The organism is Streptomyces sp. NPDC053079 (assembly GCF_044546695.1).
Taxonomy (GTDB): domain Bacteria; phylum Actinomycetota; class Actinomycetes; order Streptomycetales; family Streptomycetaceae; genus Streptomyces.
This window is the reverse complement of sequence record NZ_JBITZJ010000008.1, coordinates 1-21098: the sequence shown is the minus strand read 5'-3', so window position 1 is coordinate 21098 and position 21098 is coordinate 1. Positions and strand designations below refer to the sequence as shown.

Annotated in this window: 13 protein-coding genes and 1 pseudogene; 8 read left to right on the top strand and 6 right to left on the bottom strand. The window is 74.1% G+C overall.

The features are described from left to right. The first annotated feature begins 51 nt into the window (after positions 1-51). Together ACIGXW_RS27740 and ACIGXW_RS27735 are read left to right on the top strand one after the other, a co-directional pair. Complete coding sequence (locus tag ACIGXW_RS27740) at positions 52-960, top strand: hypothetical protein (RefSeq protein ID WP_399575450.1); 909 nt, start codon at positions 52-54, stop codon at positions 958-960. A gap of 33 nt (positions 961-993) precedes the next feature. After that, positions 994-5742, top strand: coding sequence for a hypothetical protein (locus tag ACIGXW_RS27735; protein ID WP_399575449.1), 4749 nt, complete (start codon positions 994-996; stop codon positions 5740-5742). Between the two features lie 49 nt (positions 5743-5791). Here the strand turns inward: ACIGXW_RS27735 and ACIGXW_RS27730 are convergent. Further along, positions 5792-6127: pseudogene (locus ACIGXW_RS27730) on the bottom strand (hypothetical protein); the annotation flags it as partial. A 217-nt stretch (positions 6128-6344) separates the two neighbouring features. On the opposite strand from ACIGXW_RS27730, the gene ACIGXW_RS27725 reads away from it, so the two are divergent. From ACIGXW_RS27725 to ACIGXW_RS27710, 4 genes are all read left to right on the top strand, one after another. Beyond that, entirely contained in the window at positions 6345-8669 is a 2325-nt protein-coding gene (locus tag ACIGXW_RS27725) for a nitrate- and nitrite sensing domain-containing protein (RefSeq protein ID WP_399575448.1), read from the top strand. Next, positions 8666-9127, top strand: coding sequence for a roadblock/LC7 domain-containing protein (locus ACIGXW_RS27720; protein WP_399575447.1), 462 nt, complete (start codon positions 8666-8668; stop codon positions 9125-9127). The genes ACIGXW_RS27725 and ACIGXW_RS27720 overlap by 4 nt, the downstream gene beginning before the upstream one ends. An 8-nt stretch (positions 9128-9135) precedes the next feature. Then, a complete protein-coding gene (locus ACIGXW_RS27715) occupies positions 9136-9549 on the top strand; it encodes a DUF742 domain-containing protein (RefSeq protein WP_399575446.1) in 414 nt (137 codons plus the stop codon). Positions 9550-9700: 151 nt separating this feature from the next. Then, positions 9701-10309, top strand: coding sequence for a GTP-binding protein (locus tag ACIGXW_RS27710; RefSeq protein ID WP_399575445.1), 609 nt, complete (start codon positions 9701-9703; stop codon positions 10307-10309). 33 nt (positions 10310-10342) lie between these two features. On the opposite strand, the gene glpK is transcribed toward ACIGXW_RS27710, so the two are convergent. From glpK to ACIGXW_RS27695, 3 genes are all read right to left on the bottom strand, one after another. Beyond that, complete coding sequence (glpK, locus tag ACIGXW_RS27705; RefSeq protein ID WP_399575444.1) at positions 10343-11851, bottom strand: glycerol kinase GlpK; 1509 nt, start codon at positions 11849-11851, stop codon at positions 10343-10345. Positions 11852-11953: 102 nt separating this feature from the next. Continuing rightward, a complete protein-coding gene (locus tag ACIGXW_RS27700) occupies positions 11954-12751 on the bottom strand; it encodes a M15 family metallopeptidase (RefSeq protein WP_399575443.1) in 798 nt (265 codons plus the stop codon). A 51-nt stretch (positions 12752-12802) separates the two neighbouring features. Then, complete coding sequence (locus ACIGXW_RS27695; RefSeq protein WP_399575912.1) at positions 12803-15163, bottom strand: glycoside hydrolase family 31 protein; 2361 nt, start codon at positions 15161-15163, stop codon at positions 12803-12805. 206 nt (positions 15164-15369) lie between these two features. Between ACIGXW_RS27695 and ACIGXW_RS27690 the strand changes: the two genes are divergently transcribed. Both ACIGXW_RS27690 and ACIGXW_RS27685 read left to right on the top strand, forming a co-directional pair. Then, a complete protein-coding gene (locus ACIGXW_RS27690) occupies positions 15370-17376 on the top strand; it encodes an acetoacetate--CoA ligase (protein WP_399575442.1) in 2007 nt (668 codons plus the stop codon). 88 nt (positions 17377-17464) lie between these two features. Continuing rightward, a complete protein-coding gene (locus tag ACIGXW_RS27685; protein WP_399575441.1) occupies positions 17465-18355 on the top strand; it encodes a hypothetical protein in 891 nt (296 codons plus the stop codon). 78 nt (positions 18356-18433) lie between these two features. On the opposite strand, the gene ptsP is transcribed toward ACIGXW_RS27685, so the two are convergent. Beyond that, on the bottom strand, positions 18434-20104 hold the full coding sequence (ptsP, locus tag ACIGXW_RS27680) for a phosphoenolpyruvate--protein phosphotransferase (protein WP_071964745.1): 1671 nt from the start codon (positions 20102-20104) through the stop codon (positions 18434-18436). Positions 20105-20202: 98 nt separating this feature from the next. After that, positions 20203-20652 carry a PTS glucose transporter subunit IIA gene (locus ACIGXW_RS27675; protein WP_071964746.1) on the bottom strand — a complete coding sequence of 150 codons (450 nt, stop codon included), beginning with the start codon at positions 20650-20652 and terminating at the stop codon, positions 20203-20205. Positions 20653-21098: the final 446 nt, after the last annotated feature.

The following is a 21098-nucleotide window of genomic DNA, read 5'->3' as shown; positions in this document are numbered from 1 at the left end:
GCTGCCGAACCGACCGCAACACCACGCACACCCCCAGCAGGAGCACCGACCGTGACTGAGTACGACGCCTACGAACCGGCGGAGCCGGACGCCGCGGCCGGCGGCGAGGAGGCCCCCGCCGCGAGCGGGACCGCACAGGTCACGCCCGCCGACGCCGCCGACGCCGCGCGCCTCATCGCGTTCGGCCTCCAGCCCAAGCTGCAGCCCGCCCGGGACGCCGAGTACACCGAGCTGCTGCGCCGCCACCGCGACGAGCCCGCCTTCGCGCGCCTGGCCGACGCCGTCGCCGCGGGGCTCGGGCTGATCGTCCTGGAGGTCTCCACCCGGGCCGGCATGGCCGTCACCGCCGCCGAGGACTCCGTCTTCGCCGTCCGCATGGGCGACTACGCCCGCCGCGCCACCGCCGACTCCGCCGACCGCTTCCTGCACGGCCTCGCCCACCTCGCCGTCGCCGCCCTGGCCTTCCCGCGCCCCGAGGACCTCGCCGACGACGGCTACATCGGCCGCATCACCGTCAACGGCGTCGACGCCTTCGTCCGCCAGGCCTGCCGCCGCCTGGAGGAGAAGGCCGCCGAACAGGGCGAGAACACCGACCCCACCACCGACGCCCCCGGCCTCGAGGCCGCCTGGCGGGTCTACGCGCGCCGCAGCGCCACCGGCGCCACCAAGGACGCCCGCCGCCTGGCCGGCTCCACCACCGGCATCATCGCCAAGGCCGTCGCCTTCCTCGTCGACTCCGGCTTCCTGCAGCGCACCGGCGACGACGCGGGCGGCGCCTTCCGCACCACCGCCCGCTACCAGCTGCAGGTCCGCGACATGGCCGGCAACGCCGCCATGAGCGAGCTCCTGGAGCTCGGCGTCGTGCCCGTCGCCGACGGCGGCGCCAGCCTCCTGCCGCCGGACCACGCCGACGACCTCGACCTGGTGGCCGACGCCGGCCTGCCCTTCCACTCGTCCTGATCCACCGCCCGTAAACGACAACGAGAGTCCGCCATGTACGAGCTGTCCCGGGTCCGCCTCTACTCCATCGGGCCCGCCGGTGCGCGCTACGCCGACACCGTGCTGGACCTGCGCGGGGTGGGCGCCCCGGTGCCCTCTCCCGCGCCCGCGCAGGCGGAGTTCTTCGAGGACGAGCCCACGGGCCCGCCGCGCCGCCCCGCACCGGCCGGCGTGCTCTTCCTGGAGAACGGCGGCGGCAAGTCCGTACTCCTCAAGCTGATCTTCTCGGTGATGCTGCCGGGCCACCGCAACACCCTGGGCGGCGCCAGCTCCGGCGTGCTGCGCAAGTTCCTCCTCGCCGACGACTGCGGCCACGTCGCCCTGGAGTGGCAGCACGTCCTGACCGGCGAGTCCATCGTCGTCGGCAAGGTCAGCGAGTGGCGCGGCCGGCAGGTCTCCAACGACCCCCGCAAGTTCGCCGAGGCCTGGTACTCCTTCCGCCCCGGCCCCGGCATGAGCCTGGACTCGCTGCCTGTCGCCGAGTCCACCGCGATGCGCCCGGCCGCCGACGGCGCCTCCGGCGCTGTGCTCTCCGGCGCCTCCGGCGCCCGGGGACGCCGCCGCACCATGAAGGGCTTCCGGGACGTCCTCACCGAGGCCGGCAAGGCCTACCCCAACCTGGACGTGGTGTGGGAGGAGATCCACGAGCGCTGGAACGAACACCTGGGCGAGCTGGGCCTGGACCCCGAACTCTTCCGCTACCAGCGCGAGATGAACGCCGACGAGGGCGAGGCGGCCGGCCTCTTCGCCGTCAAGAACGACTCCGACTTCACCGACCTGCTGCTGCGCGCGGTCACCGACACCCGTGACACCGACGGCCTCGCCGACCTCGTGCACGGCTTCGCCCACAAGCTGGGCCGCCGCGCCGAGCTCACCGCCGAGCGGGACTTCACCGCCGGCTCCCTCGACCTGCTCTCCCGCATCGCCGAGGCCGCCGTGCAGCGCGACGCGGCCCGCGGCGTGCACGCCGCGGCCGAGCGCCGCACCCGCGTCCTGGCCCACCGCCTGTCCGCACGCGGCGACCAGGAGCGCGGCCGCGCCGCCGAGCTGGCCGGCCAGGTCGACGCCGCCGCGGACGCCGTCACCGCGGCCGAGACCGAGCGCGGCCGCCGCTCGCTGATCGCCGCCGAACTCGCCTACCGGCACGCCTCGCTGGCCCTGGCCGCCGCCGAGAAGGCCGCCGCCGCCCAGCGCCGCGAGCTCAACGACGCCCGCACCCTGCACTCCGCCTGGCAGGCCGCCGAGACCGTGCTGCGCCACCGCGCCGCCGCCGACCGCTCCGCCCGCGTGGCCGCCGCCATCCACGAGGCCGAGCGGGACGCCGCCCCGGCGCTGGCCGCCCGCTCCCAGGCGGCCACCGAGCTCGTACGCGCCCTGAACGCCGCCGCGGAGGAGGGCGAGCGCCTGGCCAACGAGCACGAGGAGCGCTCCGCCGTCCTGCAGGAGACCGGCGAGGCCGCCCACCGCGACGCCACCGCCGCCGCCACCGAGGCGCAGCGCGCCCGCAGCGAGTCCGGCCACCTGCGCCAGCGCCTGGCCGAGGTCGAGCAGGAGACCGCCGAAGCGGTGCGCGCCGGCTGGCTCGACGACAGCGCACCCGACGCCGACCCCGCCCGCGCAGCGCTCGCCGCCAGCGACGCCGAGAAGCCGGCCGTCGCCGCCTACGACAGCGCCCGCGAGGCCGCCCGCCAGGCCGCCGAGCAGGCCAAGGAGACGGCCGCCGCCGAGAGCCGTGCCGAGCTGGCCGCGGCCCGCGCCGCCGACGCCGCCACGGCCGCCGAGTCGGCGTACGCCTCCGAGCGCCGCGCGGCCGAGTCGATCGGCGCCGACCAGCGCCTGCTCGACCTGCTCGGACTGCCCGAGTCGCCCGCCGCGGGCCGGCTGCCCGGCCAGCGCACCGGCCAGGACGAGCCCGTAGGCAGCGGCTACCCCGGCGCCGTCTGGGCGGCCGCGTCCGCCGCCCGCAGCGAGCGTGCGGACAACGGTCCGCTGACCGCCGAGGAACTCGACCGCAACGCCGACGCGCTGCGCGAGATGCTCGACGAGAGCGTCGCCGGCGCCGAGCGCAAGCTGTTCGACCTGCGCACCGCGGCCGCCGACGACTCCCGCATCCTGGGCGCCCTCGGCGACGGCGGGCTGCTGCCCCCCAGCCCCGACGTCCTCGCCGCCGTCGAGTTCCTCGGCGAGCACGGCATCCCCGCCCTGCCCGGCTGGCGCTACCTCGCCCAGGCCGTCGACCCCGCCCGGCACGCCGCGGTCCTCGCCGCCCGCCCCGAGCTCGTCGACGGCGTCGTCATCACCGACGCCGACTCCCACACCCGCGCCCGCGAGGTGCTCGGCGCCGCCTCGCTGCTGCCGCGCTCCGCCGTGGCCGTCGGCACCGCCGAGGCCCTCCTCGCCCCCGCCCCGGATTCCGGCGCGGCGGACTCGGGCGTCTTTTTGGTACCCCCGAACCCAGCCATGCACGACGAGCGCGCCGCCGACGAGGAGCGGCACGCCCTGCGCGAGCGCGCCATGGCCCGCGACGAGGAGATCCGCACCGTGGCGGCCCGCCTCGCCGGCGACCGCACGCTCGCCGCCCGCCTGGCCTCCTGGCGCGCCGGCTGCCCCGCCGGCCGCCTCGCCGAGCTGGCCGCCGAGGCCGAGCACGCCCGCACCGCCGCCGACACCGCCCAGCGCGAACTGGCCGAGCTGCGCACCGCCCGCGCCGAGGCCGACGAGGTCGCCGCCGAGACGGCCCGCGTCCGCGACGAACGGCAGGAGGCCGCCCAGCGCGCCCGCCGGGTCGCCGACGCGCTCGCCGGCCTCGCCTACCGGCTGCGCGAGCGCGCCAACTGGCAGAGCCGGCAGCGCGAACTCGCCGAGGAGGCCGCCGAGGCCGAGGAGCAGGCGGCGGTCTGCGTGGACCGCGCCCGCGCCGCCGACGAGGACCGCCGCGCCGCCCAGCGCGCCGCCGACGACGCCCGCCGCACCGCCCGCGCCCTGCGCGCCGAGCGCGCCGAGATCGCCGGAGCCCCGGACACCCAAGAAGCGGCGCCGGAGGGCACCGAGCCGCCCGTCGCGTCCCTGCCCGCCCTGCGCGAGGCCTACCGCGCCGCCTCCCAGCTCTACGAGAAGGTCGGCGTCGGCGCCGACCTGCGCGCCGAGCAGGCCCGCGCCGAGAGCGACGAGAGCGCCGCCCGCGCCGAGCTCGACCGCCTCACCAACAAGGTCCGCACCCGCGCCGCCCAGCTCCTCGAGGGCACCGACGGCGCCGACGGACCCTCCCGCCAGGCCGCGGTCGCCCGCGCCGAGGCCCTCGTGGCGATGCTGGAGACCCGCGCGTCCACCGCCAGCGAGCAGCTGGGCCGCCTGCGTGGCGAGGCCGAGCGCCTCGCCCCCGCCGACGGCGACGCCCACACCGAGCTCCCCGAGGAGCTCGTGCCCGCGGACGCCGAACGGGCCAAGGAGCTGCTGCGCACCGCCACCTCCGAGCTCGCCGCCCGCACGGACGCCCTCGACGGCGCCCGCCGCGCCCACGCCGACCTGGTGCGCGCCCACCGCGCCGCCGAGGACGCCGCCACCGGCTTCGACGACACCTGCGCGCTCCTGCGCGACCTGATGCGCGACAACTCCCCCGAGGAGGACGCCGAGCAGCCCGAGCCGTACGCCGGCACACTCGAGGAGGCCCGGCAGACGGCCGCCGAGGCCCGGCGCTCCCTGCGCGGCTGCGCGGGTGACCTGTCGGCCGCCGAGGCCTCCGTCCGTGAGGCGAGCGACGTCCTCGTACGCCACGCCAACTCCACCCGCTACGAGCAGGTGCGCACCCCCGCCCGCCAGCAGATCCGCGAACTGCCCGCCGCCGCCCTGCCGGAGCACGCCGCCGCCTGGGCCGAGGCCTTCGCGCCCCGGCTGCGGGTGCTGACCGACGAGCTGGAGCAGCTGGAGCGCAACCGCGACAGCATCGTCGACCGGCTGCGCGGCCTGGTGGAGTCCTCGCTGACCACCCTGCGCTCCGCCCAGCGCCTGTCCCGGCTGCCCGAGGGCCTGGGGGAGTGGTCCGGCCAGGAGTTCCTGCGCATCCGCTTCGAGGACCCCGACCAGTCCACGCTCACCGAGCGCCTGGGCGAGGTCATCGACGAGGCGACCCGCTCCGCCGTCAAGAAGAACTCCGACCTGCGCCGCGACGGCATGTCCCTGCTGCTGCGCGGCGTCCACGCGGCGCTGCTGCCGCGCGGCGTGGCCGTGGAGATCCTCAAGCCCGACGCGGTGCTGCGCGCCGAGCGGGTCCCGGTCCGGCAGATGGGCGACGTCTTCTCCGGCGGCCAGCTGCTGACCGCCGCCATCGCGCTGTACTGCACCATGGCGGCGCTGCGCAGCAACGACCGGGGCCGCGACAAGCAGCGGCACGCCGGCACGCTGTTCCTGGACAACCCCATCGGCCGCGCCAACGCCACGTACCTGCTGGAGCTCCAGCGGGCCGTCGCCGACGCCCTGGGCGTGCAGCTGCTCTATACGACCGGCCTGTTCGACACCACGGCGCTGGCGGAGTTCCCGCTGGTCATCCGGTTGCGCAACGACGCGGACCTGCGGGCGGGGCTGAAGTACATCAGCGTCGAGGAGCACCTGCGGCCCGGACTTCCGCAGACGCGGTCCGGTGAGGACGCGGCGGCCGAGAAGGTGCACGGCGAGATCACGGCCACGCGGATGTTCCGCCGCCCCGTGGAGGAGGAGAGCGCCGAGCCGGTGCCGGCCGGACGCTGACGCCCGCGCCCGCACGCCCCCGGCCCACCGCCGGTCAGGGGAGGTGCGGGCGCCGCACCCGGCGTACCGGGCGCGCCGTGCTGCTCGGCACGGACACCACGCCGTGCCGCTGCAGCCACACCTGCCGGGTCACGTACACGTCGAGCACCCCCCACGTCGCCGCAACCGTGCAGGCCACCGCGCACAGCACCGCCGGAAAGGCGAACCAGGAGCCGGACAGCGCCAGCAGTATCGTCACGACGGTCTGAACCAGCGTCACCGCGACGATGAGGAACGCCCGCACCGCGGACGTGCGGACGGGATCGGGCATGCGCGGCCTTTGGGCCGGCTCCTCGACCCACAACGGCCTGCGGGCGTACGACGGGATGTCGTGGTCGTGGTCCATGGCGGCTCACCTCCCCCAGTGGCTGCCCCGGGCTCCGTCTCCCTAGGAGAAGAGCGCACAATGACCCCCAAAGGTTCCCCCGGGGAGGGGGATTCCGGCCAGACCCCCATCCGTCGGCCGTACTGGTCTTCGAGGCGCGTACCCCGCAGTAGTAGGCTCACGCCGCATTACTGTCGGAACACCATCCCCGTGCGCCGGGGTTGACGGAGGGGAGGCCATGCGCCTGCGCGGGAAGTCGATCCGCCGGAAGATCGTGGCGCTGCTGATGGTGCCGTTGGTGTCCCTGACCGGCCTATGGGCGTTCGCCACCGTCATCACCGGCAACGAGGCCGTTCGCCTGCTGTCCGTCGCCGACATCATGCGCAAGGTCGGCTACCCCGCCGACGACATGGTCCGGTCGCTGCAGAAGGAACGCCGCCAGACGCTGGTCTACCTCGCCGACCCCCGGCGCGGCGACGCCCTGGCAGAGCTGCGCGAACGGCAGCGCCTGACCGACAGGACGGTCGCAGACTTCCGCGCCCGGTTCCACGACGGTGTGCGCGACGAGATCGCCGCCGAGGCGGCGAATCGTTTCCACATCATCGAGAAGAGCCTCGACGGCATCGAGGGCCTGCGCCGCAAGGTCGAGGACAACACCCTCACCCGCTACACCGCGCTCCAGGCCTACAACGAACTCGTCGAGCCCTACTACGACTTCCTCGGCAGCCTCAGCGCCCTCCAGGACGCCGGCATGGACCGCCAGGGCCGCGCCCTGGTCGGCATCGCCCGCGCCCGCGAGGCCCTTTCCCGTCAGGACGCGCTGCTCGCCGCCGCCCTCGCCGCCGGCAGCATGAGCAGACAGGACCTGCGGTCCTTCTCCGACCGCGTCGCCGAGCGCCGCGTGCTCTACAGCACCCACCTGGCCGCCCTGCCCGACTCCGAGCAGAAGATCTTCGACGACTACTGGCGCGGAGCCCACGCCCAGGCGCTGCGCTCCGCCGAGGACACCGTGATCCTCGCCGGCGCCGCCCGGGCCGCCCACGTCACCGACGCCCAGCGCTGGCAGGCCGCCTCCGGCCCCGTCCTGGACGACCTCGGCCGGATGGGCGTCGAATCCGCCGAGCGCTTCGGCGCCCGCGTACGGCCCGTCGCCATCGGCGTCCTGATCAAGGCCGCCATCGCCGCCGTCCTCGGCCTCGCCGCCCTCGTCACCTCGCTCGTCATCTCCCTGCGCGTCGGCCGCGGCCTGGTCAGGGACCTGCGCCGGCTGCGCAAGGAGGCCCACGAGATCTCGGGCGTCCGGCTGCCCGCCGTGATGCGCCGCCTCGCGGCCGGCGAACGGGTCGACGTCGACGCGGAGGCCCCCCGCCGTGCCCACGGCTCCGACGAGTTCGGCCAGGTCGGCCAGGCCCTCGACACTCTCCAGCGCGCCGCCGTCGAGGCCGCCGTCAAGCAGGCCGACATGCGCCGCGGGGTCTCCGACGTCTTCGTCAACCTCGCCCGCCGCAGCCAGGTGCTGCTGCACCGTCAGCTGACCCTCCTGGACACCATGGAGCGGCGCACCGAGGACACCGACGAACTCGCCGACCTCTTCCGCCTCGACCACCTCACCACCCGCATGCGCCGCCACGCGGAGGGCCTGGTCATCCTCTCCGGCGCCGCCCCCTCCCGGCAGTGGCGCAAGCCCATCCAGCTGATGGACGTCGTCCGGGCGGCCGTCGGCGAGGTCGAGGCGTACGAACGCATCGAGGTGCGCCGGCTGCCGCGCCTGGCCCTCAACGGCCCCGCCGTCGCCGACCTCACCCACCTCCTCGCCGAACTGCTCGAGAACGCCACCGTCTTCTCGCCGCCGCACACCACCGTCCAGGTCCTCGGCGAACGCGTCTCCAACGGCTTCACCCTGGAGATCCACGACCGCGGCCTGGGCCTGACCCCCGACGCGATGCTCGAGGCCAACCTGCGCCTCGCCGAGACCCCCGAGTTCGAGCTCTCCGACACCGACCGCCTCGGCCTCTTCGTGGTCAGCCGGCTCGCCCAGCGCCAGGGCATCCGCGTCAGCCTGCAGACTTCCCCGTACGGCGGCACCACGGCCGTCGTGCTCATCCCCTCCACGCTGCTCACCGACACACTGCCCCTCGGCGGCGCCCGGCGCACCGAGGACACCGGCGGCCGCCCGCTCCCGCGCAAGCGGCCCGCCCCCGGCCCGGCCGGGGCGGAGCCCGCGCTCCGCCCGCTCGACGGCGGGCCGGGAGAGCAGCACCACCAGGCCCCCGACGGCCCCGACGCCGAACGGACCCCGACCGGCGGCCTCCCCCGGCGCGTGCGCCAGGCCAGCCTCGTGCCGCAGCTGAAGGAGGCCCCGGCCGCCCGCACCCGTCCCGAACCGGACCCCGCCGACGCCGGCGCCGACCGCGACGCCGAGGAGGTACGGGCCCGCATGGCGGCCCTGCAGCGCGGCTGGGAACGCGGGCGGGAGCACAATGACGGGCCGGGGCACCGGGGGACGACGAACCCACCGAGCACCACAGCACCAGGAACGACAATTGAGGGGGACGGTCGATGACCGCACCGAAGGCCGCCATACGCAACGCTCCGTCGCAGACGGACCCGGCCCGGCAGACCACCGGCACCGGTGAGCTCAGCTGGCTCCTCGACGAACTCGTCGAGCGCGTCAGCAGCATCAGCAAGGCACTCGTGCTCTCCAGCGACGGGCTGGCCACCGGCAGCTCCAAGGGGCTCAGCCGCGAGGACGCGGAGCACCTGGCAGCCGTCGCGTCCGGCTTCCACAGCCTCGCCAAGGGCGTGGGCCGCCACTTCGCGGCCGGCCAGGTCCGCCAGACCATGGTCGAACTGGACGAGGCGTTCCTGTTCGTCACCGCCGCCGGCGACGGCAGCTGTCTGGCCGTCCTGGCCGACGCCGACTCCGACATCGGCCAGGTCGCCTACGAGATGACGCTGCTCGTCAAGCGGGTGGGCACGCACCTGGCCACCGCTCCGCGCGCCGGCGTCGCCGACGAGTGACCGGCGGCATGACCGGAGACCCCGCGCACGAGGCCCGCTGGTACGACGACGCGGCGGGCCCCGTGGTCCGTCCGTACGCCATGACCCGCGGCCGCACACGGGGCCCGGCCGAGGAGCGGCTCGACCTGATCGCGCTCGTCGTCGCCGAGGACTTCCTGGTGGCCCACCCCGGCGGGGCACACGCCATCGCCGACCGGACCCTCTCCCCGGAGCACCTCGACATCGCCGAGCTCGCCCTGGAGGAACCCCGGTCCATCGCGGAACTCGCCGCCGGGCTCGACCTCCCGGTCGGCGTGGTCCGCGTCCTCGTCGCCGACCTGATCGACGCCGGCTACGTCCGGGCCTCGCGCCCGGTCCCGCCGGCGGAGCTGCCCGACGCGGGCATCCTGCGCGAGGTGATCGCGGGCCTGCGGGCGCTGTGACCGGCCGCCCCGGGCCGGCACCGGACCCGGGCGGTCCGGTGCCGGCCCGGAGCGGACCGGACGGGGGTTGTCGAGGCGGTGGTCCTTACGGAACGATCACTACCACGGGGGAGCGCGATGCCGCACTGACCCTGAATCGGAGGAAAAACCCATGGTGTTCGGGCGCTCTGACCGCCGGATACGACCCTCGGTCACCCCGGTGGCCCTCAAGGTCCTGGTCGCCGGCGGCTTCGGCGTGGGCAAGACCACCCTCGTCGGTGCCATCAGCGAGATCAAGCCGCTGCGCACCGAGGAACTGCTGACCGAGGCTGGCCGTCCGGTGGACGACACCTCCGGCGTCGAGGCCAAGACCACCACCACCGTCGCCATGGACTTCGGCCGCATCACCCTGCGCGAGGACCTCGTCCTCTACCTCTTCGGCACCCCCGGCCAGGACCGCTTCTGGTTCCTGTGGGACGAACTGGCGCAGGGCGCGCTCGGCGCGGTCGTCCTGGCCGACACCCGGCGCCTGGAGGACTGCTTCGCCGCCGTCGACTACTTCGAGCGGCGCGGCATCGCCTTCACCCTCGCCGTCAACTGCTTCGACGGCGCGGTCCGCTACCCCGAGGAAGCCGTCCGCGACGCCCTCGACCTCGACCCCGAGGTGCCCGTCATCATGTGCGACGCCCGCGAGCGCGAGTCCGTCAAGCACGTCCTGGTCTCCGTCGTCGAACACGCGCTCGCCGCAGGCATCACCGACCGCCGGGCCGCCGCCGTCTGACGAACCCTCCAGCCGTCTGACGACGCGGCGCGCCTAAACGTCCTCGTCGAGCCAGCCGAGCGTACGCTCCACCGCCTTGCGCCACTGGCGGTACTCGCGCTCCCGCTCCGCCCCGTCCATCCGCGGCTCCCACCGCGCGTCCCGCCGCCAGTGCGACCGCAGCTCGTCCAGATCCCGCCACACCCCCGTGGCGAGCCCGGCGGCGTAGGCCGCCCCCAGCGAGGTCGTCTCGGCGACCACCGGACGGATCACCGGCACCCCCAGCACATCGGCCTGGTGCTGCATCAGCAGGCCGTTGACGGTCATCCCGCCGTCCACCTTCAGCTCGGTGATCCGCACGCCCGAGTCCCCGGCCATCGCGTCCACCACCTCGCGCGTCTGCCAGGCGGTCGCCTCCAGCACCGCCCGCGCCAGGTGCGCCCTGGTGACGTAGCGCGTCAGCCCCGTGATCACGCCACGGGCGTCGGAGCGCCAGTACGGGGCGTACAGCCCGGAGAACGCGGGCACCACATACGCGCCCCCGTTGTCGGGGACGCTCGCCGCCAGCGCCTCGATCTCGTCGGCCGAACGGATCAGACCCAGCTGGTCGCGGACCCACTGCACCAGCGAGCCCGTCACCGCGATCGAGCCCTCCAGGCAGTACACCGGGTCCTCACCACCGAGCCGGTACCCCACCGTCGTCAGCAGACCGCTCTTGGACGGCACGGGCCTGGTCCCGGTGTTCAGCAGCAGGAAGCTTCCGGTGCCATAGGTGTTCTTGGCCTCGCCCACCCCGTAGCAGGTCTGCCCGAAGACCGCCGCCTGCTGATCGCCGAGCGCGGCCGCCACCGGCACCCCGGCCAGCCGGCCGGTGGCCCGCCCGTACACCTCCGCCGACGAGCGGATCTCCGGCAGCACCGCCTCGGGGATCCGCATCGCCGCCAGGATCCGCGGGTCCCACTCCAGCCTCTGCAGGTCCATCAGCAGGGTGCGGGAGGCGTTGGTGACGTCCGTGACGTGCACGCCCCCGTCCGTACCGCCCGTCAGATTCCAGATCAGCCAGGAGTCGACGGTCCCGAACGCGATCTCCCCGTTCTCCGCCCGCCGGCGCAGCCCCGGCACCTCATCCAGCAGCCAGGCGCACTTGGGACCGGAGAAGTAACTGGCCAGCGGCAGACCCGTCGCCCGCCGGAACCGGTCCTGCCCCTCCGCGCCGCCCAGCTCCCGGCAGAGCGCCGCGGTGCGGGTGTCCTGCCAGACGACGGCGTTGTGCACGGGCCGGCCCGTGGCGCGGTCCCACAGCACCGTCGTCTCGCGCTGATTGGTGATGCCCAGCGCGCTCAGCTCGTCCGCCCGCAGCCCCGCCCGGGACAGCGCACCGGCCACCACCGCCTGCACCTTCGCCCAGATCTCGCTCGCGTCGTGCTCCACCCAGCCGGGCCGGGGGAAGATCTGCCGGTGCTCCCGCTGGTCGACGGCGACGACCGCCCCGTCCCGGTCGAAGATCATGCAGCGGCTCGAGGTGGTGCCCTGATCGATCGCGGCTACGTACGAGCCCGTCATGGCGTCTCCCCAGTCGGAAGCCGGTCGGCGAGGACCGCGCGGAAGGCCGCGCGGCAACGGGCAGTGTTCTGCGGCCCCGCAGGAGCGTCAAGGGCCGTCGCGTCAGCGCACGGGGAAGTCGAAATACGTCGACGGATAGGGCTCGTCCTTCAGCGTGTAGTGCCACCACTCCTCCGGGAGATTGCCGAAACCCGCCCGCTCCATGGCCGACTTCAGCAGCAGCCGGTTGGCCCGCTGCCTGCCCTGCACCCGCGGATCGAGGGTGTGGGAGAGCGTGTCGAAACAGTCGAAGCCGGTGCCCATGTCGACGGAGTTGTCGGGAAACCGCTCCGCCCTCGGCGCGAAGCACGGCACGAGCGGCTCACCGGGCACATACGGCCGCGTCGGCCACGCCGGCAACCGCACCACCGTCAGATCCAGCGTGCTGCCCCTGCTGTGACCCGACTTCGCCGCGATGTAGCCGTCCTCGAACAAGCGCGACTTCTCCACCCGCGGATAGAACTCCCCCTTCATCCGCACGTCCCCGAGATCCTTCGCCCACGCCACGAAGTCGTTCACCGCACGCTGCGGCCGGTAGCAGTCGTAGACCTTGAGGGTGTACCCCTGCCGCAGCAGCCCGCGCTGCGCCCGGCGCAGCGCCTCGGCGGCCGGGCGCGTGAGCAGACAGCGCGGACGCTCGTAGCCCTCGACACGGTGGCCGGTGAAGTTGTGCACCCCGGCGTACCGCATCTCCTGCACGATCGTGGGATCCACCTCGGCGAGGGCGACGAAGCCCGGCGGCGCCTGCCGCTGCGGACCTCCCGGCACGGCCGGAGCGGCCACCGCGGGAGCGGACACGGCGGCGACGGGAAGGACGAGCGCCGCCACCACGGCGCGCAGCACAACGGAGAGTCTCGACATGACCCCCTCAACTACCAGGCGCCGCGGCCCCGGGGAAGGGGGTACGGCGCCTCAGCCGCGCAACCGCACCGGGTACGCCACCTCCGACGCCCCCTCCTGCTCGACCGCCACCAGCCCGTTCCGCGACCGGGTCGTGAACCGCACCACCTCCGGCCGCTCCCACCCCTCACCCGCGTCCGTGATCAGCACCCCGCCCCCCGTGCGCCCCGCCGCCGGCGGCCACACCTCCAGCTCCACCGCCCCGTCCGCACCCGCCACCGGCACCACCGAACCCGCCCGCGCCAGCACCGGAACACGCGACAGCGGAGCGTCCAGCAGCACCTGCCCCGGCCCCTCGTGCGCCCGCCCCGTCGCCGTGTCGTACCACCGCCCGCGCGGCAACCGCACCGCCCGCCGGTCCGCCCCCGCCTCCAGCACCGGCGCCACCAGCAGCGAATCACCCAGCAGGAACGCGTCCTCGCAGTCCCGCAGCGCCCGGTCCTCCGGCGAGCGCCACCACACCGGCCGCACGTACGGGGCCCCCGTCCGCTGCGCCAGGTGCGCCAGCGTCACGTAGTACGGCAACAGCCGCATCCGCTCCCGCAGCGCCGCCCCCGTGTGCTCCAGCGCCTCCGCCCCGAACTCCCACGGCTCCCGCCGCCCCGCCGTGATCGCCGCATGCGTACGGAACAGCGGCATGTACGCACCCAGCTGGAACCACCGCACGAACAGCTCGGGCGACGGAAAGCCGGTGAACCCCCCGACGTCCGGCCCCGAGTACGGCACCCCGCACAGCCCCAGCCCCAGCACCAGCGCCAACGACGCCCGCAGCCCCGGCCAGCCCGTCGCCACGTCCCCCGACCACGTCCCGCCGTAGCGCTGCATGCCCGCCCAGCCCGACCGCGAGAAGAGGAACGGCCGCTCCTGCGGCCGCAGCGCGCACAGGCCCTCGTAGCCCGCCCGCGCCATCGACAGCCCGTACACGTTGTGCGCCTCGCGATGGTCGCCACCGCGCCCCTCCAGCGCGTGCCGGGCCGAGAGCGGCAGCGAAGGATCACCGAACGCCGCGAACGACACCGGCTCGTTCATGTCGTGCCACACCCCGGAGAAGCCCTGCACCAGCCGCTCCGCGTACAGCTCGCCCCACCACCGGCGCACCCCGGGATCGGTGAAATCGGGAAAGACCGACTCACCCGGCCACACCTCGCCCCGCACGTCCTCGCCCCGGGCGTCCCGCACGAACGCCCCCGCCTCCCGCCCGCTGTCGTACACCTCCAGCCCCGGCTCCACCTTCACCGCCGGATCCACGATCGACACCAGCCGCACGCCCTCACCGCGCAGATCGGCCGCCAGCCCCGGCAGATCCGGGAACCTCTCCCGGTCCACGGTGAACACCCGGTGCCCCCGGTAGTGGTCGATGTCCAGATGCACCGCCGACAGCGGAAGCCCCCGCTCCCGGTAACCGGCCACCACCCGCCGCACCTCGCCCTCACTGCCGAACCCCCAACGCGCGTGCTGATACCCCAGCGCCCACGCCGGCGGCAGCGCGGCCCTGCCCGTCAACGCCGCCCAGCCGTGCAGCACCCGCGCCGGCGTGCCCACCATCACCCACGAGCGCAGCGGACCGCCCTCCATCCGCATATCGCAGCGCCCCGGCCGGTCGTGCCCCGACCCCGCCCCCTCCTCGCCCTCCCACAACGTCACCCGGCCGTCCCAGGTGTTGTCGCAGAACGCCAGATGCGTGCCCGCGTCCGCCACCACCAGCTGCACCGGCATCGTGATGTACAGCGGATCGTCCCCCGGCTCGAACGCACCCCCCGGATCGGTGTTCCACAGCCGGTACACCCCGTCCCGCAGCCGCGGCCCCGCCGCCCGCCCGCCCAGCCCGAAGAACCGCGCGTCCGCCGCCACCTCCGAACGCTGCACCCAGCGCGCACCGCCCGGCGCCCCCGCCACCGGCTCCCACCAGCGCGGCGGCAGATCACGGCGCAGCATCACCCCACCCGGCGTGCGCACCTCCACCGCCCCGTGCCGGGACACCACCACCAGCACCCGCTCCGACACCACCCGCCAGCCACCGTCCGTGTCCGGCTCCAGCACCGCCCGCTCGTCCACCTCCGGCACCGGCCCCGCCAGCGCGTACGACGGCTCCGGAGCCGCCCCGTCCCACCCGCAGAACACCGCACCGCCCGCCGCCACCCGCACCCGCAGCGACGACCGGGCGAACCGGACCACCCCGCCCCCCGGCTCCGGATCCGCACCCTCCGCCGGCCCCGGCACCCGCGCCCGCTGCGCCCCCGGCCGCGGCAGCCCGGCCGCGTCCACCCGGCGCCGCCGCCACGCCGAGCGCACGGACCGCAGGCCCTGTGCGCTCCCCACCGTCCGCAACGAGGCCATCCACTTCACCGTTCGCACAAGGTCACCCGCGTCCATGTCGCTCACCCTGCCACCGTCCCCATCCGCCTCGCGCAGCGTTCAACCGGCGTTCACCCCAGCAGGGCGTGCCCCCCACATGGCGGTGTGACACCACCCCTGGTGCGGGAGTCGATCACATGGCATCGTCCTGGTCAGCCGTGTCACGCGCCGATCCCGCCGTGCCACGGCGCCGCCCACGACGCGTACCGCCCGGGAGCAGCCAGATGACCACCGCACCGCAGCCCGCCGACTCGCCGCAGCCCCTGTGGAGCCCGGGCGAGGACCGCATCGCCCGCGCCCAGGTCACCCGCTTCCACCGCCGGGCGGCCGAGCGGCACGGCGCCCCCGCACCCGTCGCCGGCGACCCCGTCGCGAGCTACGCGGCCCTGCACCGCTGGTCGGTGGAGGAACCCGAGCCGTTCTGGCAGGCCCTCACCGAGTGGTGCGACGTCCGCTTCTCCACCCCCTACGAGCGCGTCCTCGCCGACCGCGCCATGCCCGGCGCCCGCTGGTTCCCCGGCGCCACCCTCAACTACGCCGAGCACGCCCTGCGCGCCGCCCAGGACCCAGCCAGAGCCGGCGAACCCGCCCTCCTGCACGTCGACGAGACCCACGAACCGTGCCCCGTCACCTGGGCCGAGCTCCGCCGCCAGGTCGGCTCCCTGGCCGCCGAGCTGCGCCGCATCGGCGTACGCCCCGGCGACCGCGTCAGCGGCTACCTGCCCAACGTCCCGCAGGCCGTCGTCGCCCTCCTGGCCACCGCCGCCGTCGGCGGCGTGTGGACCTCCTGCGCCCCCGACTTCGGCGCCCGCAGCGTCCTGGACCGCTTCCAGCAGGTCGAACCCGTCGTCCTGTTCACCGTCGACGGCTACCACTACGGCGGCAAGCGCCACGAGCGCACCGACGTCGTCGCCGAGCTGCGCGCCGAACTGCCCACCCTGCGCGCCGTCGTCCACATCCCCCTACTGGGCACACCGGCCCCGGAAGGCGCCCTGGAGTGGGACGCGCTGGTGTCGGCCGACACCGAACCGGTCTTCGAACAGGTCCCCTTCGACCACCCCCTGTGGGTGCTCTACTCCTCGGGCACCACCGGCCTGCCCAAGGCCATCGTCCAGTCCCAGGGCGGCATCCTCGTCGAACACCTCAAGCAGCTCGCCCTCCACTGCGACCTCGGCCCCGGCGACCGCTTCTTCTGGTACACCTCCACCGGCTGGATGATGTGGAACTTCCTCGTCTCCGGCCTCCTGGTGGGCTCCACCGTCGTCCTGTACGACGGCAGCCCCGGCCACCCCGACACCGCCGCCCAGTGGCGCATCGCCGAGCGCACCGGCGCCACGCTCTTCGGCACCTCCGCCGCGTACGTCATGGCCTGCCGCAAGGCCGGTGTCCACCCGGGCCGCGACTTCGACCTCTCCCGCGTCCAGTGCGTCGCCACCACGGGCTCGCCGCTGCCGCCGGACGGCTTCCGGTGGATCCACGACGAGGTGGCCGAGGACATGTGGATCGCCTCGGTGAGCGGCGGCACGGACGTCTGCAGCTGCTTCGCGGGCGCGGTGCCCACCCTCCCGGTCTACATCGGCGAGCTGCAGGCCCCGTGCCTCGCCACGGACCTCCAGGCCTGGGACGCCCACGGCAAGCCCGTCGTCGACGAGGTCGGCGAGCTCGTCGTCGCAGCCCCCCTGCCCTCGATGCCGATCCACTTCTGGAACGACCCGGACGGCAGCCGCTACCGCGACAGCTACTTCGAGATGTTCCCGGGCGTCTGGCGGCACGGCGACTGGATCACCCTCACCTCCCGCGGCACCGTCGTCATCCACGGACGCTCCGACTCCACCCTCAACCGGCAGGGCGTCCGCATGGGCTCCGCCGACATCTACGAGGCCGTCGAACGCCTCCCCGAGATCCGCGAATCCCTCGTCATCGGCGTCGAACAGCCCGACGGCGGCTACTGGATGCCCCTCTTCGTCCATCTCGCCCCCGGCGCCACGCTCGACGACGACCTTCTCGACCGCATCAAGCGCACCATCCGCGAACAACTCTCCCCGCGCCACGTCCCCGACGAGGTCATCGAGGTCCCGGGCATCCCGCACACCCTCACCGGCAAGCGCATCGAGGTCCCCGTCAAACGCCTGCTCCAGGGCACCCCGCTGGAGAAGGCGGTCAACCTCGGATCCGTCGACGCCCCCGGACTCCTCGCCTTCTACGAACGCCTGGGACGCGAACGCCGCTGACCGGCCGACCGCCGCCGGCCGGCCCGTTGTCAGACCCCCCGGTTACTGTGAGTGAGCATCGATCACTCGCGCTGAGGGGGAGAAGCACATGGCGCACACCGACAACGACCGGCGGCGGCCGACCGCGCGACGCAGGCTGCGCGACGAGACGCCGAGCACCGTGGCCGTCCTGGCCGACGAGAGGGACTTCGCCGCCATGCGGCGGTACGACAGCTTCCACTTCGACGACCACACCGCATACCTGCGGCAGATGGAAGGGCACCTGCGCGCACTCGCCGCCCAGGGCACCTACACCAGCATCGCCCTGTTCGACCCCGTGGACTACGAGGAGTACTGCACCGACCTGCACCTCGATCCCGACACCGCCCTCAGCCGCACCCGCTACACGGCCGAGGTCGCCGCGGCCGGCACCAAGGTCACCTACGACGGCCGGCCCCTCACCCGCCTGCTGCCCCACCTCGTCCACGAGGCCGAGCAGCAGGCCACCTGGGAGTACGCCTCAGCCCTGCTGGCCACCGGCGGCGACTGCGCCGCCTGCGGAGAGGACATCGGCCGGGCCGCCTTCGCCCGCGCCTCCCAGGCACTGCGCCGGATCGTCGAGGCCGTGGGGGAGGGCAGACACCACCTCGTCTGCAGCGTCCAGGCCGAAGGGGACACCCCACTCGTCGCCGTGCTCCCCACCGAGTGCGACGACGGCCGACTGCAGCTGGGCGAGGCGGCGGCCCTCGTCTTCTGCACCGTCCTGGCGGCCGGCCTCGCCACCGACCGCCCCGGCGGCGTCGTCCTGCGCACCACATTGCCCGGCCGGCCGGACACCGTACGGGGATGGGGACTGAAGGACGGCGGGCTGCGCCCCCTGAGTGAGGCCGAGGTCTTCGCCGCCTACTGCACCGACGCACGCACCGGCGAACCCGTACCACCCGAGCCCGGCGTCGAATACAGCGCCGGCATCGACCTCGGCATGGAGGAGGCCGACTGAAAGAAGGGGTGTCCCGCCGGCCGGCGGGACACCCCTTCTCTTCTCACTTCACACGCACATCACGCGTGCCGCCCCGGCTCACTCGCCGGACAGCACCGCCTGCGCGGCCCGACGGGCCTCCTCCGCCGAGTCCGTGGCACGGGCGGCGGCCGCCGCACGCTCGCACTGCGCGAGCGTGTGCTTGGCCAGCGTGGCACGCACGTAAGGAATCGAGGCAGCGCCCATGGACAGGCTCGTCACACCCAGACCCGTCAGCACACAGGCCAGCAGCGGGTCCGAGGCGGCCTCGCCGCACACGCCGCAGCTCTTGCCCTCCGCCTTGGCGGCCTCGGCCGACAGGGCGATCAGGTCGAGCAGCGCGGGCTGCCAGGGGTCCTGCAGACGCGAGACCGCACCGACCTGACGGTCGGCCGCGAACGTGTACTGCGCCAGGTCGTTCGTCCCCAGCGACAGGAACTCGACCTCCTGCAGGATCGAACGCGCCCGCAGCGCGGCGGAGGGAATCTCCACCATCGCACCGAACTTCGCCTGCAGCCCGGCCTCACGGCACGCGTCGGCGAACGCCTTGGCGTCGGTCCGGTCCGCCACCATCGGAGCCATGACCTCGAGGTAGACCGGCAGCCCCTGCGCGGCCTTGGCCAGCGCGGTCAGCTGCGTGCGCAGCACCTCCGGGTGGTCCAGCAGCGTGCGCAGACCCCGCACGCCCAGCGCCGGGTTGGGCTCGTCGGCCGGGGTCAGGAAGTCCAGCGGCTTGTCCGCGCCCGCGTCCAGCACCCGCACGACCACACGGCCCTCGGGGAACGCCTCCAGCACCTTGCGGTACGCCTCGACCTGCTTGGCCTCCGACGGCGCCTTCGCACTGTCGTCAAGGAAGAGGAACTCGGTACGGAACAGGCCCACGCCCTCCGCACCCGCCTCGACCGCGGCCGGCACGTCCGCCGGACCGCCGACGTTCGCCAGCAGCGGCACCTTGTGCCCGTCCGACGTCGCACCCGGACCCGACGACGCGGACAGCGCGGCCTTGCGCTCCTCCGCGGCCTTCGTCAGCTCCGCACGCTTCTCCGGGCTCGGGTCGACGAAGATGTCGCCCGTGCTGCCGTCCACGGCCACCACCGTGCCCTCGGCAAGCTCCCCGGCACCCGGCAGCGCCACCACGGCCGGAACCCCCAGCGCCCGCGCCAGGATGGCGCTGTGGCTGGTCGGCCCGCCCTCCTCGGTCACGAAGCCCAGCACCAGCGTCGGGTCCAGCAGCGCGGTGTCGGCCGGCGCCAGGTCCCGCGCGATGAGCACGTACGGCTCGTCGCTGTCCGGCACACCCGGCATCGGCACGCCCAGCAGGCGCGCGACGATGCGGTTGCGCACGTCGTCCAGGTCGGCCACGCGGCCGGCCAGGTACTCGCCCGCGTTGGCGAGCAGCGCGCGGTAGGCGGCGAAGGCGTCGTACACCGCACGCTCGGCGGTGCTGCCGACGGTGATGCGCCGTTCGACGTCGGCCATCAGCTCCGGGTCCTGCGCCATCATGGCCTGGGCCTCGAGCACGTGCTGGGCCTCGCCACCGGCCAGGTTGCCGCGCGCGATGAGGTCGGCGGCGACGGCCTCGACGGCCTGGCGCGCACGCCCCTGCTCGCGCGGCGCCTCGTCCGCCGGGATCTGCTTGGCCGGCGGTTCGAGAACCGCCGTGCCCATGTGCCGCACCTCGCCGATCGCCACACCGTGGCTCACGCCGACGCCTCGCAGCGTTGTCTCCATTTCACCCGTCTCCGGTTGGATGCGGCGGGTCGTGTCCGCCGCAGTGGATGTCGTACGCGCCGTCCCACGGACGGCTCAAGGTCACCGCAGGTGAAACGTCACTGCCAGGTGAAGAGGGTGTCGCCCGCCTTGAGGTCGCCCTCTTCGCGGACGTCGGCCAGCGCGTCGGCCGTGGCCTCGAGCGCGACGATCGGGCAGATCGGCGACTTGCCGGCCTCTTCGACGGCGACCGGGTTCCAGCGCACGACTTCCTGCCCGCGCGTCACGGTGTCGCCCTTGTTGACGAGCAGCTCGAAGCCCTCGCCGTTGAGCTGGACGGTGTCGATGCCGAGGTGCGTCAGCACACCGTGGCCCTCGCCGTCGACGACGACGAACGCGTGCGGGTGCAGCGAGACGATGACACCGTCGACGGGCGAGACCGCGGCGGCGGGCTCACGCACGGGGTCAATGGCGGTACCGGGTCCCACCATCGCGCCGGAGAAAACCGGATCGGGCACTGCCGCGAGTCCGATGGCGCGTCCGGCGATCGGGGACGTCACGGTGGTCATGGGAAGCCTCCCAGAGGTGGAGATTCATCACGCGCCGTCACTACCTGTCCTGGACGGCGCACTGGTCGGAAGCCTAAGTCATAGGAACTGAGGATTCCGCACGAGCGTGCGCGCGGGACCGCGTGTGCGCTGCGTAATCGATTTGCCTCGGATCGGCGAGGCATGTACTGTCAGATTCCTGCCCACGACCGAGGCCCGCAGTCAACTGCTGGCAAGGCGGAGGGCGGCACTCCATCGGATAAGATCCAATTCCCGGATCCGCTTCTGTATGTCTGCGTGCATTCGTATGCAGAAAACGAGCGGTAAGGGGGCCGGAAAACTCCTGATAGAGTGGTGGAACACCGAAGGGAACGCCCGGAGGAAAGCCCGAGAGGGTGAGTACAAAGGAAGCGTCCGTTCCTTGAGAACTCAACAGCGTGCCAAAAGTCAACGCCAGATATGTTGAC

Bases quoted from the DNA above. Each gene is read 5' to 3' on its own strand.
- ACIGXW_RS27695 (WP_399575912.1), bottom strand. From the start codon at position 15,163: ATGGACGCGGGTGACCTTGTGCGAACGGTGAAGTGGATGGCCTCGTTG.
- ptsP (WP_071964745.1), bottom strand. From the start codon at position 20,104: ATGGAGACAACGCTGCGAGGCGTCGGCGTGAGCCACGGTGTGGCGATC.
- ACIGXW_RS27720 (WP_399575447.1), top strand. From the start codon at position 8,666: ATGACCGCACCGAAGGCCGCCATACGCAACGCTCCGTCGCAGACGGAC.
- ACIGXW_RS27725 (WP_399575448.1), top strand. From the start codon at position 6,345: ATGCGCCTGCGCGGGAAGTCGATCCGCCGGAAGATCGTGGCGCTGCTG.
- ACIGXW_RS27735 (WP_399575449.1), top strand. From the start codon at position 994: ATGTACGAGCTGTCCCGGGTCCGCCTCTACTCCATCGGGCCCGCCGGT.
- ACIGXW_RS27675 (WP_071964746.1), bottom strand. From the start codon at position 20,652: ATGACCACCGTGACGTCCCCGATCGCCGGACGCGCCATCGGACTCGCG.
- ACIGXW_RS27710 (WP_399575445.1), top strand. From the start codon at position 9,701: ATGGTGTTCGGGCGCTCTGACCGCCGGATACGACCCTCGGTCACCCCG.
- glpK (WP_399575444.1), bottom strand. From the start codon at position 11,851: ATGACGGGCTCGTACGTAGCCGCGATCGATCAGGGCACCACCTCGAGC.
- ACIGXW_RS27700 (WP_399575443.1), bottom strand. From the start codon at position 12,751: ATGTCGAGACTCTCCGTTGTGCTGCGCGCCGTGGTGGCGGCGCTCGTC.
- ACIGXW_RS27690 (WP_399575442.1), top strand. From the start codon at position 15,370: ATGACCACCGCACCGCAGCCCGCCGACTCGCCGCAGCCCCTGTGGAGC.
- ACIGXW_RS27685 (WP_399575441.1), top strand. From the start codon at position 17,465: ATGGCGCACACCGACAACGACCGGCGGCGGCCGACCGCGCGACGCAGG.
- ACIGXW_RS27715 (WP_399575446.1), top strand. From the start codon at position 9,136: ATGACCGGAGACCCCGCGCACGAGGCCCGCTGGTACGACGACGCGGCG.